The organism is Paraburkholderia sediminicola, from assembly GCF_046027355.1.
In the GTDB taxonomy this organism is placed as follows: domain Bacteria; phylum Pseudomonadota; class Gammaproteobacteria; order Burkholderiales; family Burkholderiaceae; genus Paraburkholderia; species Paraburkholderia sediminicola_B.
In genome coordinates this window covers 106,489-122,469 of the sequence record NZ_JAQQEK010000013.1, presented here as the reverse complement: position 1 = coordinate 122,469, position 15,981 = coordinate 106,489, and the positions used below count along the sequence as shown (strand labels likewise).

At 63.9% G+C, this 15,981-nt stretch carries 15 protein-coding genes; 8 read left to right on the top strand and 7 right to left on the bottom strand.

Annotated features, from left to right (window positions below):
* Window positions 1–94 precede the first annotated feature (94 nt).
* Window positions 95–595: an Rrf2 family transcriptional regulator gene (locus tag PQR42_RS22805; RefSeq protein WP_408206247.1), complete on the bottom strand. Its 501-nt coding sequence runs from the start codon at window positions 593–595 to the stop codon at window positions 95–97.
* A 304-nt stretch (window positions 596–899) separates the two neighbouring features.
* On the opposite strand from PQR42_RS22805, the gene PQR42_RS22800 reads away from it, so the two are divergent.
* Window positions 900–1,445, top strand: coding sequence for a group III truncated hemoglobin (locus PQR42_RS22800; protein WP_408206245.1), 546 nt, complete (start codon window positions 900–902; stop codon window positions 1,443–1,445).
* Window positions 1,446–1,606: 161 nt separating this feature from the next.
* Here PQR42_RS22800 and PQR42_RS22795 read toward each other — a convergent pair whose 3' ends face one another.
* The 6 genes from PQR42_RS22795 to PQR42_RS22770 all read right to left on the bottom strand — a co-directional run bounded on the left by PQR42_RS22795 (window position 1,607) and on the right by PQR42_RS22770 (window position 8,025).
* The gene (locus PQR42_RS22795) at window positions 1,607–2,083 is read right to left on the bottom strand and encodes a molybdenum cofactor biosynthesis protein MoaE (RefSeq protein ID WP_408387493.1); all 477 of its coding nucleotides are present in this window, start codon (window positions 2,081–2,083) and stop codon (window positions 1,607–1,609) included.
* A gap of 42 nt (window positions 2,084–2,125) precedes the next feature.
* Window positions 2,126–2,383 (bottom strand): molybdopterin converting factor subunit 1, encoded by a 258-nt coding sequence (gene moaD / locus PQR42_RS22790; protein ID WP_408387494.1) that lies wholly within the window; start codon window positions 2,381–2,383, stop codon window positions 2,126–2,128.
* Between the two features lie 26 nt (window positions 2,384–2,409).
* On the bottom strand, window positions 2,410–3,648 hold the full coding sequence (locus PQR42_RS22785) for a molybdopterin molybdotransferase MoeA (protein WP_408387525.1): 1,239 nt from the start codon (window positions 3,646–3,648) through the stop codon (window positions 2,410–2,412).
* A 237-nt stretch (window positions 3,649–3,885) separates the two neighbouring features.
* Window positions 3,886–5,337, bottom strand: coding sequence for a threonine synthase (gene thrC / locus PQR42_RS22780; RefSeq protein ID WP_408206239.1), 1,452 nt, complete (start codon window positions 5,335–5,337; stop codon window positions 3,886–3,888).
* An 8-nt stretch (window positions 5,338–5,345) separates the two neighbouring features.
* Entirely contained in the window at window positions 5,346–6,677 is a 1,332-nt protein-coding gene (locus PQR42_RS22775; RefSeq protein ID WP_408206237.1) for a homoserine dehydrogenase, read from the bottom strand.
* Window positions 6,678–6,774: 97 nt separating this feature from the next.
* Window positions 6,775–8,025, bottom strand: coding sequence for a pyridoxal phosphate-dependent aminotransferase (locus PQR42_RS22770; protein WP_408206235.1), 1,251 nt, complete (start codon window positions 8,023–8,025; stop codon window positions 6,775–6,777).
* 599 nt (window positions 8,026–8,624) lie between these two features.
* Here PQR42_RS22770 and PQR42_RS22765 point away from each other — a divergent pair.
* The 7 genes from PQR42_RS22765 (at window position 8,625) to PQR42_RS22735 (ending at window position 15,971) form a co-directional block, all read left to right on the top strand.
* Window positions 8,625–8,999: an Mth938-like domain-containing protein gene (locus tag PQR42_RS22765; RefSeq protein WP_095419547.1), complete on the top strand. Its 375-nt coding sequence runs from the start codon at window positions 8,625–8,627 to the stop codon at window positions 8,997–8,999.
* A 398-nt stretch (window positions 9,000–9,397) separates the two neighbouring features.
* Complete coding sequence (locus PQR42_RS22760; RefSeq protein ID WP_408387495.1) at window positions 9,398–11,140, top strand: glycosyltransferase family 39 protein; 1,743 nt, start codon at window positions 9,398–9,400, stop codon at window positions 11,138–11,140.
* A gap of 25 nt (window positions 11,141–11,165) precedes the next feature.
* On the top strand, window positions 11,166–11,537 hold the full coding sequence (locus PQR42_RS22755) for an SMR family transporter (RefSeq protein WP_091794552.1): 372 nt from the start codon (window positions 11,166–11,168) through the stop codon (window positions 11,535–11,537).
* A 257-nt stretch (window positions 11,538–11,794) separates the two neighbouring features.
* A complete protein-coding gene (locus tag PQR42_RS22750; RefSeq protein WP_408206231.1) occupies window positions 11,795–12,946 on the top strand; it encodes a DegT/DnrJ/EryC1/StrS family aminotransferase in 1,152 nt (383 codons plus the stop codon).
* Between the two features lie 6 nt (window positions 12,947–12,952).
* Window positions 12,953–13,996 (top strand): glycosyltransferase, encoded by a 1,044-nt coding sequence (locus PQR42_RS22745; protein ID WP_408206229.1) that lies wholly within the window; start codon window positions 12,953–12,955, stop codon window positions 13,994–13,996.
* Window positions 13,993–14,928, top strand: coding sequence for a formyltransferase (locus PQR42_RS22740; RefSeq protein WP_408206227.1), 936 nt, complete (start codon window positions 13,993–13,995; stop codon window positions 14,926–14,928). The genes PQR42_RS22745 and PQR42_RS22740 overlap by 4 nt, the downstream gene beginning before the upstream one ends.
* Complete coding sequence (locus tag PQR42_RS22735) at window positions 14,925–15,971, top strand: bifunctional UDP-4-keto-pentose/UDP-xylose synthase (RefSeq protein ID WP_408206225.1); 1,047 nt, start codon at window positions 14,925–14,927, stop codon at window positions 15,969–15,971. Before PQR42_RS22740 ends, PQR42_RS22735 begins: the two co-directional genes overlap by 4 nt.
* Window positions 15,972–15,981 lie beyond the last annotated feature (10 nt).

Below are 15,981 nucleotides of genomic sequence, written 5' to 3'. Positions count from 1 at the left end.
CACCAAAATGAGGCGTTTTATCCAGGTTTCAAGCGATTTTTTGCCGCAAGCGACAACTATTTAACATTTGACGCGAGAGAAATGCCTGGCGCAATCAGGCCAGCGATGCGGAGTCGCCGCCGGCCGGCGCGACCGGCGTGATCGGGATCACGCTGCTCAAGCCGAGCAGTGCGGCCAGCGGGCCGTGCGGCTGCGCCACCTCGCCAATGGTATGGCGGTCGAGCTCGGCGAGGAAGGCATTGCGCGCCGCCTCGAGCGTGTTTCGCAGACGGCACTGCGCTGTAATCACGCAACTACGGCGCTCGCCATGCTGGTCCGGAAAACAACCGACCAGCGCAAAGTCGCTTTCCGTCGCGCGCACGATTTCGCCGACCGTCAGCGCATTCGTCTGTTCGGCGAGCCGCAGGCCGCCGTTGCGGCCGCGCACCGTCTCGACCCAGCCGAGTTCGCCGAGTTGCTGCACGACTTTCATCAAGTGGTTCTTGGAAATGCCGTAAGCGTCCGAAATGTCCTGGATCGTCGACAATCCTTCGCCACGAACGGCGAGGTAGAGCAGGACGCGTAGTGAGTAATCCGTATAGTCGGTCAGTCTCATGAGTGCAGGTATCGCAATGAGCGCAAGCCGCGATCCGGGAGATAACCGCGTCGATGCAAGGGTTGCCGTGGGCCGTCGCTTCGCCCTAAGATGCAGGCGCTACGCATATTTCCAGTTCTGCGCAGAGAGGCGGGGTGGGTCATTCGGCAGTAATGGTAACGTTTCCCGCTTGGGGCATTCTTACGAAAAGCGGGGTGTTCGCATCCTACTTCCTTCCGTTCGGCATCAATTTGAGGCCATTCCTGACGCTCCGTGGCGCCATGTGGCGATGCGCGATGAATAGCCGCATTTTTTTGGAATTCGCATGAACCCGTCCTTCCCTGCCGCGCCGGTGGTCGAGCGCGCCGCCGAACCCACCGAGGCGAATATCCGCGATCTCGTCTACGGCTTCTACGACCGCGTGCGTGCCGATACCCTGCTCGGCCCTGTCTTCGATGCGACGCTGGCGGGCCGCTGGGACGATCATCTGCCCAAGATGTGCACGTTCTGGGGCAGCCTCGTGCTGGGCGCGAAGCAATACCGCGGCAACGTGCAGCAGGCACATCAGCCGCTCGAGGGAATCGAGCCGCAGCACTTCAGCCGCTGGCTGTATCTGTTTCTGGATACGGTTGAATCGCGTTATCAGCCGGCTGCGGCGGTGCGCTTCATGGAACCGGCGCTGCGAATCGCGCAGAGTCTGCAGTTGAGCCGTTTCGGCTGGGACTACAAGATTCCGGAGGAACAGCAGGCGCTGCTGGACCGCGTTGCGCCGAAACGGCGTCCGCGTGACGGTGAGGATGCCGCTCACGCGGCGCGTCCGCCTGGCGAGCCGTTTCCGGCGCGAATCATTGGTCGGGCGCGGGACGAATGACTTGGGTTCAGGCTTCAGCGCAGTTTTAGACCGGTACGGCGGCCCGGAGGAAAGCACCACCTGAGAGCGGCGCCAAGTTTTGAGAGCGCTTCAGAACGGCGTGAGTGGCGTGAAGATGCTTGCCTGGCCCGCAGAATCCTGCAAACCCAAACCCACCGCGCCTACTCCCCCGTCCGATTGCCCGATTCAATGCCCCAACGGGCGAGCGCAGCGTCGTCGGTGACGCGGGCATCGACCCAATGCTCGCCGGCCTCGGTCTTCTCTTTCTTCCAGAACGGCGCCTGGGTCTTCAGATAATCCATCACAAATTCGCACGACGCGAACGCTTCCCCGCGATGCATGGCCGTGGTCGCCACCAGCACGATCTGATCGAGCGGATAGAGCTTGCCGACCCGGTGCACGATCGACACCTCGATGCCCGGCCAGCGCTCCCGCGCGCTCACGATGATCGCCTCCAGCGACTTCTCCGTCATGCCGGGATAGTGTTCGAGCTCCATCGTCTCGACCGTGCCGCCGTCGTTCAGATCGCGCACGGTGCCGACGAAGCACGCCACCGCGCCGATCTTCGGATTGCGCGCGCGCAATGCAGCGACCTCGGCGGTGAGGTCGAAGTCTTCCGTCTGGACGCGAACGGGCATCTAGGGCTCCTATGCGGTTAGGTGGACTGGCGGCGTCGTGGCTCAGCCGCCGGTGACGGGCGGAAAAAACGCGACTTCGCAGCCTTCGGTGACGCGAGTGCCGGCGCCGGTCATCACGTGATTGCAGGCCATGCGCAGCGCACGGCCTTCGGCCAGCGTGTCGGCCCAGATGCCGCCGCGCACGCGCAGCCACGCGCGCACGTCGCCGACGGTCGCAATGCCGGCGGGCAGATCGACGGTTTCGTCGGCCAGGTCGAGCGCTTCACGCACGCTCGCAAAATATCGGAGTTGAATCTTCATCGGGATGCCGCCGGTGCTTGCCGGCCTCAGTTCAGCAATTCGGAAAAAGGAATGAAGCGCACGGTCTCGCCGGCGCTGATCGCGTGATTCGGCGGATTGTCGATCAGTCCGTCGCCCCAGACCGTCGACGTCAGCACGGCCGAACTCTGATTCGGGAACAGATCGAGGCCACCGGCGGGGTTGATCCGCGCGCGCAGGAATTCGTTGCGGCGGTCGGCCTTGCTCTGCGTGAAGTCCGCCCGCAGCGACAGCGCGCGCGGCGCGACCGTCTGCACGCCGGCCAGACTTAGGACGAACGGGCGCACAAACAGAAGGAAAGTGGCGAAGCTGGACACCGGATTGCCCGGCAAACCGATAAAAAAGGTTTCAGCCGAGGGCTCCGTCGCGGTCTCGCCACGCTGCGCCGCACGGCGCACCGCGCCGAACGCGAGCGGCTTACCCGGCTTCATCGCGATCTGCCACATCGCAAGCCGCCCTTCCGCCTCCACAGCCGGTTTCACATGATCCTCCTCACCCACCGACACACCGCCGCAGGTCAAGATCAGGTCATGCGCCTCGGCGGCTTCGCGCAGCGTCGCGCGGGTCGCGTCGAGCTTGTCCGCGACGATGCCGTAGTCGGTGACTTCGCAGCCGAGCTTCTCCAGCAGGCCACGCAGTGTGAAACGGTTCGAGTTGTAGATCGCGCCCGGTTTCAGCGGCTCGCCGGGCATCGTCAGTTCGTCGCCCGTGAAAAACACGGCGACCTTGACGCGCCGCCGCACCACCAGTTCGGCGCAACCCACCGAGGCAGCGAGTCCCAGCGCCTGCGGCGTGAGCCGCGTGCCCGCTGGCAGAATGACCGAGCCGCTGCGGATATCCGCGCCCTGCGCCGTGATCCATTCGCCCGGTTGCGGACTGTACAGAATCGTGACTTCCGCGCCGGCGGCTTCGGTTTGCTCCTGCATCACGATCGCGTCGGCGCCGGGCGGCACCGTGGCGCCGGTGAAGATGCGCGCCGCCGTGCCGGGCTTCAGCGGCTCCGGCGCGTGACCGGCGGGAATACGCTGCGAAACCGGCAAGCGGCTGCTGCCCTGCGCCGTCAGATCCGCCGTGCGGATCGCGTAGCCGTCCATTGAACTGGTGTTCATCGGCGGGACGTCGAGCGGCGACGTGACGTCGGCCGCAAGCACGCGGTTCAGCGCTTCCAGCGTGGGGATCGACTCTGTGCCGGCAATCGGGCTCGCTGCGCTGAGCAGGGTCGCCAGGGCTTCGGCGGTGGCGAGCATCGGCGCACGGGGCGTGGGTGTGGACATCTCTGGTCTCGAAGCCGCAGGTTAAAAGAATATTGTAGCGGTCGCGGCAGACAGCCTGGGCTGCTTGGCGTTATGGGGGGATTTTTTGGAGTTTGAGCGCTTGCCGCGAGGTTTCGCGGCAAGCGTCGTTTTGCGTGGAGCGCGTGAAGCGCTTCGGACAGGCTGTGTAAGTTCTGGACGAGCCGCTCACGCTTCACGGCGACAGGCGACTTAAGCGCCCGCGTTCGCCACGATGAAGTCCTTCACGCGCTGCGCATCCGCCGGCAGCACTTCGAAACGCTGCGGCAACGACTCGAGGCCCGAGAACGCCGCCGGCCGCTCCGGTTCGCGCAGCAGCGCTTCGCGGATCGTCTCGCCGAACTTGATCGGTTGCGCCGTCTCCAGCACGATCATCGGAATGCCCGGCTGCAGATGTTCGCGCGCCACCTTCAGGCCGTCGGCCGTGTGCGTGTCGATCATCGTGTCGTAACGCTCGAACACGTCGCGGATCGTATCCACGCGGCTGTCATGGCTGCTGCTGCCCGACACGAAACCGAACTCCTGCACGCGCGCGAAATCGCCGCTCGCCGCGAGATCGAAGCCACCCTTCTCTTCGACGTCGCGGAACAGTTGCAGCACGCGCGCCGGATCGCGGCCGAGCAGATCGAACACGAAACGCTCGAAATTCGACGCCTTCGAAATGTCCATGCTCGGGCTGCTGGTGTGATACGTCTCGGCCGCCTTGCGCACGCGGTAAATGCCGGTGCGGAAGAATTCGTCGAGCACGTCGTTTTCGTTCGTCGCCACGACCAGCTTCTCGATCGGCAAACCCATCATGCGCGCGATGTGACCCGCGCACACGTTGCCGAAGTTGCCCGACGGCACCGTGAACGACACGCGCTCGTCGTTCGACCTGGTGGCCGCGAAGTAGCCCTTGAAGTAGTACACGACCTGCGCCACGACGCGCGCCCAGTTGATCGAGTTGACCGTGCCGATCTTGTACTTCGCCTTGAACGCGTGATCGTTCGAGACGGCTTTGACGATGTCCTGCGCGTCGTCGAACACGCCTTCCACGGCGATATTGAAGATGTTCGGGTCTTGCAGGCTGTACATCTGCGCGGTCTGGAACGCGCTCATCTTCTTGTGCGGCGACAGCATGAACACGCTGATGCCTTTCTTGCCACGCATCGCATATTCCGCGGCGCTGCCGGTGTCGCCCGAGGTCGCGCCGAGAATGTTCAGCGTTTCGCCGTTTTTGGCGAGCGCGTATTCGAACAGGTTGCCGATCAACTGCATCGCCATGTCCTTGAACGCGAGCGTCGGACCGTTCGACAGTTCCAGCAGCGACAGCGGCGCGCCGTTCTCGACGCCGAGCGTCTTCAACGGCGTGATCTGCGCGGCGCTTTCGTCGTCGCGCACGTTGCAGTATGTCGCCGCGGTGTACGTCTTGCGCGTGAGGGCGCGCAGGTCTTCGGCGGGAATGTCGTCGCTGAATTTGGACAGAATCTCGAAGGCGAGGTCCGCATACGGCAGCGTGCGCCAGCGCGTCAGTTCGTCAGCCGTGACGCGCGGATAGTCGGCGGGCAGGTAGAGGCCGCCGTCTTTGGCGAGACCGCCCAGCAGGATGTCGGAAAAGGTATGGCGCTCGCCGGCTCCGGCGCCGCGCGTGGAGAGGTAGTTCATAGTTCGGCCTAGTTCAGCGCTTCCATGCGCAGCTTCGTGACTTGCGAGACAACGGTCTTCAACGCTTCGATCGTCTTGATCGCGGCGTTGACGTTCTTTTCAACCGTTTCGTGCGTAATCAGGATGATGTCGGTTTCGCCCTTGCCGTTCGCGTCGACCTGCTCCGATTCCTTCTGCAGCAGCGCGTCGATCGAAATGCCGGTGTCGGCCAGAATGCGCGTGATGTCGGCCAGCACGCCGGTCACGTCCGCCACTCGCAGACGCAGATAGTAGCCGCTCGTGATTTCGTCAATCGGCAGGATCGGGGTGCTCGACAGACTGTCCGGCTGGAACGCCAGATGCGGCACGCGATGCTCCGGGTCGGCCGTGTGCAAACGCGTCACGTCGACCAGATCGGCCACCACGGCGGAGGCGGTGGGCTCGGCGCCCGCGCCCTTGCCGTAGTACAAGGTTGTGCCGACCGCGTCGCCGTGCACCACGACCGCGTTCATCGCGCCTTCCACGTTGGCGAGCAGGCGCTTTTCCGGAATCAGCGTGGGATGCACGCGCAACTCGATGCCCTTGTCGGTGCGGCGCGCGATGCCGAGCAGCTTGATACGGTAGCCGAGTTCCTCGGCATATTTGATGTCGATCGCGGCCAACTTGCTGATGCCTTCCACGTAGGCCTTGTCGAACTGCACCGGCACGCCGAACGCGATCGCGCTCATGATGGTCGCCTTGTGCGCGGCGTCCACGCCTTCGATATCGAAGGTCGGGTCGGCTTCGGCGTAACCCAGTTCCTGCGCGGCCTTCAGCGCGGTCGCGAAGTCGAGCCCGCGGTCGCGCATCTCCGAGAGGATGTAGTTCGTGGTGCCGTTGATGATGCCCGCAATGTACTGGATGCGATTGGCCGTCAGACCCTCGCGCAGCGCCTTGATGATCGGAATGCCGCCCGCCACCGCCGCCTCGAACGACACCATCACGCCGTTGGCGCGCGCCGCTTCGAAAATCTCCGTGCCATGCACCGCGAGCAGCGCCTTGTTGGCCGTGACCACGTGCTTGCGGTTCTTGATCGCGCGTAGAACGAGGTCGCGCGCCACGCCCGTGCCGCCGATCATTTCGGCCACGATATCGATCGACGGATCGTCGACCACCGCGTTGAAGTCATCGGTCAGCGCCACCGTGCCGGCTTGACTGCCGAGCGCCGCTGTCGCCTTGGCGGGATTGCGCACGGCGATGCGCGCAATCTCGATGCCGCGGCCCGCGCGGCGTTTGATTTCTTCCTGATTGCGGCGCAGTACCGTGAAGGTGCCGCTGCCTACCGTGCCGAAGCCCAGCAGTCCAACTTTGATCGGTTCCATGCAGCGTGTGTTTTCGAGTAGATGATTAAAAGGAAACGGGTGGCGCCTTGCGGACGGCGCGACGCGGTGGGAGCCGCGTCGTACGCTCTATTGTGCGCTAGGCTGTGTGACGCTTGCGGTAACCGTCGAGGAAGCGCGCGATGCGGTTGATCGAATCCGCGAGATCGTCCACGTTCGGCAGGAACACGACGCGGAAGTGATCCGGCGTCGGCCAGTTGAAGCCGGTGCCCTGCACAAGCAGCACGCGCTCTTCCAGCAGAAGGTCGAGGATGAACTGCTGATCGTCCTGGATCGGATAGATCTTCGGATCCAGACGCGGGAACATGTACAGCGCCGCTTCGGGCTTCACGCAACTCACGCCCGGGATGGCCGTCAGCATGTCATACGCGAGTTCGCGCTGTTTGTACAGACGCCCGGTCGGCACGATCAGGTCGTTAATGCTCTGATAGCCGCCGAGCGCGGTCTGGATCGCGTACTGGCCGGGCACGTTCGGGCACAGGCGCATGGACGCCAGAATGCCGAGCCCTTCGAAGTAGTCTTTGGCGTGACGGCGGTTCTCGCCGGCGGTCAGGCCGGAAATGAACATCCAGCCGGCGCGATAGCCGCACGAACGGTAGCTCTTCGACAGGCTGTTGAAGGTGACCGTGAGCACGTCTTCGGAGAGCGCCGCCATCGACGTGTGCTTCTTGCCGTCGTAGACGATCTTGTCGTAGACCTCGTCGGCGAAAATCACCAGGCCGTGCTGACGGGCAATCTCGATCAGGCCGAGCAGCAGTTCGTCCGAATACAGCGCGCCGGTCGGGTTGTTCGGGTTGATGACCACGAGCGCGCGCGTGTTCGGCGTGATCTTCGCGCGAATGTCGTCGAGGTCGGGCATCCAGCTATTCGATTCGTCGCAGATGTAGTGCACCGGCGTGCCGCCCGACAGGCTCACGCCGGCGGTCCACAGCGGGTAGTCCGGCGCGGGCAGCAGCACTTCGTCGCCATCGTTCAAAAGGCCCTGCAGCGCCATCACGATCAGCTCGGACGCGCCGTTGCCGATGTAGATGTCGTCCAGTTCGACGCCGTGCACGCCCTTTTGCTGCGTGTAATGCATGATCGCCTTGCGCGCGGCGAACACACCTTTGGAATCGGAGTAACCCGACGAACCCGGCAGGTTCAGGATCATGTCCTGAATGATTTCGTCCGGCGCGTCGAAGCCGAACGGCGCGAGATTGCCGATGTTCAGCTTGATGATGCGATGGCCCTCTTCTTCGAGCCGCTTCGCGTGTTCGAGGACGGGCCCGCGAATGTCGTAGCAGACATTCAACAACTTGTTGGATTTGAGGATCGGTTTCACGGCGGGCACTTCATCCTGGTTGATGGCTTGGGCGAACAAGCGCGGCGAATAACAAAAACGCAACGAAACGCAACAAAACGGGCCGGGCAAGTTCGCCGATACGGGGAATTCGGGCGCGGCACGCACCGGCGACAGCAAACGACGGCCGGCGGACGCGGATCGGATCCAATCACAGGGCCGATGCTTGCGGCCACTGCGCAGGCCACTTCGCGAGCATCTTCTCGTGCACTCGAAGGGTTCATCAGGCGCGCCAGCGGCGGATTGCACCGGTACGGCAGCGAGAAGAACACACACAGACAAAAGCAGACGAAAAGCGGCCGAAAGCGGGCAAAACCAAGGCGGGTAGCCGGTGGGCCGCACCCGTGGACTCAGCGCGGCTTGTGGCGGCACATGAGCGAGGGGCGCCGCAAGGCGGCTAAAAAGTTATAATTTAGCGGATTTTGGCCGACTTCCGCAATGCACCAACCGCAACGGCAAGCCTTTTCGGCCGCTTCTGCCTCGCTTGTGCCCCATGCGCGTGTCCCACTCGCGTCGAATCGCCGGCCGCGGCTCAACCCGGTCGGGCGGCCAACACGCATGATGTCTCACGACGACTTCGGAAAACCAATTTGAAATTACATCAGGATTCGAGCGGCGCCCTCAACACCGTCACCGGCTACGGCGCCGACTATGTCGAAATCAATCTGGTGCGCCATTCGGGCAGCCTTCTCGTGCTGCCGGACGCGCCGGTCATCCCTTGGCCCGTCTCCTCTTTCGAGCAGCTCAGTGCCGAGCACTTCGCCATGCTGGTCGACTCCGCGCCCGAAGTGGTCGTATTCGGCAGCGGCGAACGGCTGCGCTTTCCGCATCCGCGGCTGACCGCGGCGCTCACCGCGAAGCGCATCGGCGTCGAAACGATGGACTTCAAGGCCGCCTGCCGCACGTACAACATTCTGATGGCCGAGGGCCGCAAGGTCGCGGCCGCGCTGCTGATCGAAGCCTAGAACCGTGCCGCGATGCCGGCCTGGAGCGCGTCGGTTGCAATGCGCGCGCGGGCTGCCGTGCACCGTATCCGGGGCGTTCGCGCCACCGCGTTGAAGCGCGCGCCCTGGCCGCGTCACGGCCGATAACGTACACTGCGCGCCATTGATTGCCGGACCGCCAGCCTGAGCATGACCGCGCGCGCCGGTAGAGCGACCTGTCGGCGGAAGGTGACGCAACCGCCGCCGTCGAGGCTAGCGGCGCGTCGCAACGCAACCAGAACGCCGCGCGGACAGTCTCATGCACGCGCGCCCCGAGGAGGGCCGTCCCGCCTCGCGGGCGGCCGCCCGCCTGAGCGGTCGCCATTTCCGAACAACACCGCTTCGCCGCCTGCGCGGCGTCGCCACAAAGGTTGAAATCCATGAACGATACGCCGTCCAGGCTACCGCTCAACCGCACCACGATTCTGCTGCTGGTGCTGGCCCTTGCCGTGATCTGGTTCGTGCCGCTCGGCTGGCGCCACCTGCTGCCGAGCGACGAAGGCCGCTACGCCGAAATGGCGCGCGAGATGTTCACGACCGGCGACTGGATCACGCCGCGTTACAACGGCTACAAGTATTTCGAGAAGCCGCCGCTGCAAACCTGGGCGAACGCGCTCACGTTCGCATGGTTCGGCATCGGCGAATGGCAGGCGCGGCTCTACACAGCGCTGACAGGCTTTGCCGGCGTGCTGCTGGTCGGCTTCACGGGCGCGCGCGTGTTCAACGCGGCGACCGGCGTGTTCGCGGCGATCGTGCTGGCGACCTCGCCGTACTGGAACCTGATGGGCCACTTCAACACGCTCGACATGGGCCTGTCGTTCTGGATGGAGCTGACGCTGTGCGCGCTGCTGCTGGCGCAGCGCCCCAACCTGCCGACCGGCTGCGTGCGCGGCTGGATGTGGGTGTGCTGGGGCTCGATGGCGCTGGCGGTGCTGTCCAAGGGGCTCGTCGGCATGATCCTGCCGGGTGCGGTGCTCGTGCTGTACACGGTGATCGCGCGCGACTGGGCCGTGTGGAAGCGCCTGCATCTGATCGGCGGCCTGATCGTGTTCTTCGCGATCGTCACGCCGTGGTTCGTGCTGGTGCAGCAGCGCAACCCGGAATTCCTGAACTTCTTCTTCATCGTTCAGCAGTTCAAGCGCTATCTGACGCCTGAGCAGAACCGTCCGGGCCCGTTCTACTACTTCGTGCCGGTGCTGATCGTCGGCTTCCTGCCGTGGCTCTCGGTGACACTGCAAAGCGTGCGCCACGCGTGGCGCCTGCCGCGCCAGCCGAACGGCTTCGCACCGGTCACGCTGATGCTGACGTGGACCGTCTTCATCTTCCTGTTCTTCAGCGCGTCGCATTCGAAGCTGCTGTCCTACACGCTGCCGATCGCGCCGCCGATCGCGCTGCTGATCGGTATGTACCTGCCGCTCGTCACGCGCGAACAACTGCGCCGCCATCTCGCCGGCTATGCACTTTTTCTCGTAGTCGCCGCGTTTGCCGCGTTGTTCATGGCGCGCTTCGGCAGCGCCCGCAATCCGGCCGAACTGTATGCCGAGTACCGCACGTGGGTGCTGGCGGCGCTCGCCGTCGCCTTCGTGCTGACGCTGGCCGCGCTGTGGCTGAACCGCCGTAGCCGGGCCGGCAGCCTCGGCGCCGTCGCCACCTTCGGCGCGGCGTGGCTGCTGCTCGGCACCATCGCCGGCACGGGTCACGACGTGTTCGGCCGCCTGAGTTCCGGCGCGCCGCTCGCGCCGGCCATCAAGGCGGAGATCGCGAAGTTGCCGGCGGATACGCCGTTCTACTCGGTGGGCGTACTCGACCACACGATGCCGTTCTATGTCGACCACGCCATGATCATGGTCGAGCATCCCGACGAACTGGCGTTCGGCGTGTCCGTCGAGCCGCAGAAATGGATTCCCTCCGTGGATGCCTGGATCGAACGCTGGAAGGCCGACCGCTACGCGCTCGCGCTGATCCCGCCGCCGACCTACGACCGGCTCGTCAAGGAAGGCCTGCCGATGCAGGTGATCGCCCGCGACTCGCGCCGCGTGGTGGTGGAAAAGCCGCTGAGCGCGCCCGGCACGCCGGCAGCCGACGCACCTGCACCGGCGTCAGTAGAAAAAGCACAACAATGACCCCATATCAGGATCTGACCGTTCGATGAACCCGATTTCCCTCTTTTGCATTCTTGCAGGCGTCACGTTGAACGCCGGTGCGCAGTTGCTGCTCAAAGCCGGTACGAATGCCGTTGGACACTTCGAATTCACCCGTGCGAACATCCTGCCCATCGCCTTTCGCATCGCAACCCAGCCGCCGATCATCGGTGGGCTGGCCTGTTATGTGATCAGCGTGGCAGTGTGGATCGTCGGGCTGTCGCGGGTGGATGTGTCGATCGCCTATCCGATGCTGTCGCTCGGCTACGTCGTCAATGCGTTCGCGGCGTGGTACCTGTTCGGCGAAGTGCTGTCGGTACAGAAGCTGATCGGCATCGGCATCATCCTGATCGGCGTGCTGGTGCTGGCGCGCAGCTAGATGCCACGGTCCGGGGCAATGATCTGCCGGACACATTTATTACGGGTGATCGCCAGCGCCGACTGGGAAGATGCAGACGGCAAAAGATACCGTAAGCGGGCAACCCTGTCGGCTAAGGAATCCGTAAGGTTGACCACGGTATGCTGTGCGGTTGCGCCCTTTTTTGCCGCGGCCTGGGATTCGCGCGCAATTTGCGCACAATGTGTGGTTTACTTCGCGCCCTTCGGGTTGCGCCTTTTCAATCGAGCGAAGCATTCATGAGCCAGTCAACAGTCCCGTTCTTGCCTTTTGTCAAACCCGAGATCGATGAGGAAACGATTCAGGGCGTCGCCGACGTGTTGCGCTCCGGCTGGATCACCACCGGCCCGCAGAACCAGAAGTTCGAAGCCGCGCTCTCCGAGTTCTGCGGCGGCCGTCCGGTGCGCACGTTCAATTCCGGCACGGCGACGCTGGAGATCGGCCTGCGCATCGCCGGCGTGGGCGAAGGCGACGAAGTCATCACGACGCCGGCCTCGTGGGTTTCGACCAGCAACGTGATCTACGAAGTCGGCGCGACGCCGGTGTTCGTCGATATCGACCCGGCCACCCGCAATATCAACCTCGACCTGCTCGAAAAAGCCATCACGCCGCGCACCAAGGCGCTGATTCCGGTGTATCTGTCGGGCCTGCCGGTCGACATGGACCGTCTGTACGAGATCGCCCGCGCCCACAAGCTGCGCGTGATCGAAGACGCCGCGCAGGCGTTCGGCTCGACGTGGAAAGGCGAGCGCATCGGCAAGCTGGGCGACATGGTCTCGTTCAGCTTCCATGCGAACAAGAACCTGACCTCGATCGAAGGCGGCGCGCTGGTGCTGAACAACGAAGAAGAAGCGATCCTCGCGCAAAAATACCGTCTGCAAGGCATCACGCGCACCGGCTTCGACGGCATGGACTGCGACGTGCTCGGCGGCAAATACAACCTGACGGATGTCGCCGCGCGCGTCGGCCTCGGTCAGTTGCCGCATCTGGAGCGCTTCCTCGCGCAGCGCAGGAAACTCGTGCGCGCGTATTTCGCGGGTCTGGAAGGCGGCGCCGCGTTGAAACTGGGAGTCGGCCTGCCACTTGCTGACCTTGAAAACAGCAACTGGCACATGTTCCAGATCACGCTGCCGCTCGAGAAACTGTCGATCGACCGCGCCGGCTTCATGGGTCAGTTGAAGGAGCGTGGCATCGGGTCGGGCGTGCACTACCCGGCGATCCACCTGTTCTCGCTGTATCGCGCGCGCGGCTTCAAGGAAGGCATGTTCCCGCATGCGGAACGCTTCGGCGCGACCAACGTCACGCTGCCGCTCTTCACGTTGATGAACGACGGCGACGTGGAGCGCGTGTGCCGCGCGGTCAATGAAATTTGCGAACAATACGGAAAATAAGCGGAAATGATTTATTCGGAACATCGCGCTGCCGCACCGGAAGTGTCGGTCATCGTCCCGGTGTACAACGAGGAAGCCGGTCTGGCTGCGCTGTTCGCGCGCCTGTATCCGGCGCTCGACGCGCTCGGCACCGGTTATGAAGTGATCTTCATCAACGACGGCAGCCGCGACAAATCCGCCGCCCTGCTCGCCGAACAGTTCCGCGCGCGTCCCGACACGACGCGCGTGATTCTGCTGAACGGCAACTACGGCCAGCACATGGCGATTCTGGCGGGCTTCGAGCAATCGCGCGGCGAGATCGTCATCACGCTCGACGCCGATCTGCAGAATCCGCCGGAAGAAATCAGCAAGCTGGTCAACAAGATGCGCGAAGGCTACGACTACGTCGGCACGATTCGCCTGCAACGCCAGGACAGTCTGTGGCGCCGCAAGGCCTCGCGCGCGATGAACCGGCTGCGCGAGCGCATCACCCGCATCAAGATGACCGACCAGGGCTGCATGCTGCGCGCGTACAGCCGGCACATCATCGACACGATCAATCGCTGCGGCGAAATCAACACGTTCATTCCGGCGCTCGCCTACACCTTCGCGCAGAATCCGGTGGAAATCGAGGTCGCGCACGAAGAGCGTTTTGCCGGCGAATCGAAGTACTCGCTGTATTCGCTGATCCGCCTGAACTTCGACCTCGTCACCGGCTTCTCGGTCGTGCCGCTGCAATGGCTGTCGTTCATCGGCGTGATCCTGTCGCTCGGGTCCGCGGCGCTGTTCGTGCTGCTGCTGATTCGGCGCTTCATCATCGGCGCGGAAGTGCAAGGTGTGTTCACGCTGTTCGCTATCACCTTCTTCCTGCTCGGCGTGATCATCTTCGCGCTCGGCCTGCTCGGCGAATATATCGGCCGGATCTATCAGCAGGTGCGCGCGCGTCCGCGCTACCTCGTGCAGACCATTCTCGAACAGCGCGACGGCACGACCGTGACCGAAGCGCCGCGCCAGACCGTCGTGCAGGCCGTGCAGGCCGCGCCGCTACTCGACCAGGGCCCGAATCCATGAAGCCGCGCGCTGTCGTATTCGCCTATCACAACGTCGGCGTGCGCTGCCTGCAGGTACTGCTCGCGCGCGGCGTGGACGTGGCGCTCGTCGTCACGCACGAAGACAGTCCGACCGAAAACATCTGGTTCGGCAGCGTCGCCTCGGTCGCGGCCGAGCACGGCATCAAGGTCGTCACGCCCGCCGATCCGAAGAGCCCCGAACTGCGCGCCGCGGTGAGCGCCGCGCGTCCGGACTTCATCTTCTCGTTCTATTACCGCCACATGTTGCCGGTCGACGTGCTGGCGCTCGCCGCACGGGGCGCTTACAACATGCACGGCTCGCTGCTGCCGAAGTACCGCGGCCGCGTGCCGACGAATTGGGCGGTGATTCACGGCGAAACGGAAACCGGCGCGACGCTGCACGAAATGGCCGCCAAGCCGGACGCGGGCGCGATCCTCGCGCAAACGCCGGTGCCGATCCTGCCCGACGACACCGCCGCGCAAGTGTTCGACAAGGTCACCGTGGCCGCCGAGCAGACGCTGTGGCGCGTGCTGCCGTCCCTGCTGGCGGGCGAGGCGCCGCATCTGCCGAACGATATCGCGCACGGCAGCTACTACGGCGGACGCAAGCCGGAAGACGGCCGCATCGACTGGACGCAATCGGCGCAACAGGTCTACAACCTGATCCGCGCGGTCGCGCCACCCTATCCGGGCGCTTTCACGGATATCGGTGCGCAGCGTTTCGTCGTTACGCGCGCGCGCCTCGCCGCGCCCGGCGCGCTTCGCTCGGATTTGCCCCCGGGCCTGCACGTAAGCGATAATGCCGTTTTCGCGATATGCGGCGACGGCCGCGCGATCGCCATCCACGAATTGCGGCGCCAGCACGACGGCAGCGAGACTGTCGTCACTCCGGCCGAATTTGCCCAGCTCATCCAAACTCCCCGTTACTCATGAAAAAAGTCCTGATCCTGGGTGTGAACGGCTTCATCGGCCATCACCTGTCCAAACGCATTCTCGAAACGACCGATTGGGAAGTCTTCGGCATGGACATGCAGACCGAGCGTCTGGGCGATCTGATCAATCATGAACGGATGCACTTCTTCGAAGGCGACATCACGATCAACAAGGAGTGGGTCGAATATCACGTCAAGAAGTGCGATGTGATCCTGCCGCTGGTCGCGATCGCCACGCCCGCCACGTACGTGAAGCAGCCGCTGCGCGTGTTCGAACTGGACTTCGAGGCGAACCTGCCGATCGTGCGTTCGGCCGTCAAGTACGGCAAGCACCTCGTGTTTCCGTCCACCTCCGAGGTCTACGGCATGTGCACGGACGAACAGTTCGATCCGGAAGAATCGCAACTGTCGTACGGCCCGATCAACAAGCCGCGCTGGATCTACGCATGCTCCAAGCAGTTGATGGACCGCGTGATCTGGGGTTACGGCATGGAAGGCCTGAACTTCACGCTGTTCCGTCCGTTCAACTGGATCGGCCCGGGCCTCGACTCGATCTACACGCCGAAGGAAGGCAGCTCGCGCGTGGTCACGCAGTTCCTCGGCCATATCGTGCGCGGCGAGAACATCAGTCTCGTGGACGGCGGCGCGCAAAAGCGCGCGTTCACGGATATCGACGACGGCATCGGCGCGCTGATGAAGATCATCGAGAACAAGGACGGCATCGCCACGGGCAAGATCTACAACATCGGCAACCCGACCAACAATTTCTCGGTGCGCGAACTCGCGCACAAGATGCTGACGCTCGCCGCCGAATTCCCGGAATACGCGGAAACGGCCAAACAGGTGCAACTGGTCGAAACCTCGTCGGGCGCGTACTACGGCGCGGGCTACCAGGACGTGCAGAACCGCGTGCCGAAAATCGACAACACGATGCAGGAACTCGACTGGGCGCCGAAGTCGACCTTCGACGAAGCGCTGCGCAAGATTTTCGAAGCGTATCGCGGCCACGTCGGCGAAGCGCGCGCGCTTGTCGAACAGCAATAAGGGCTGATCC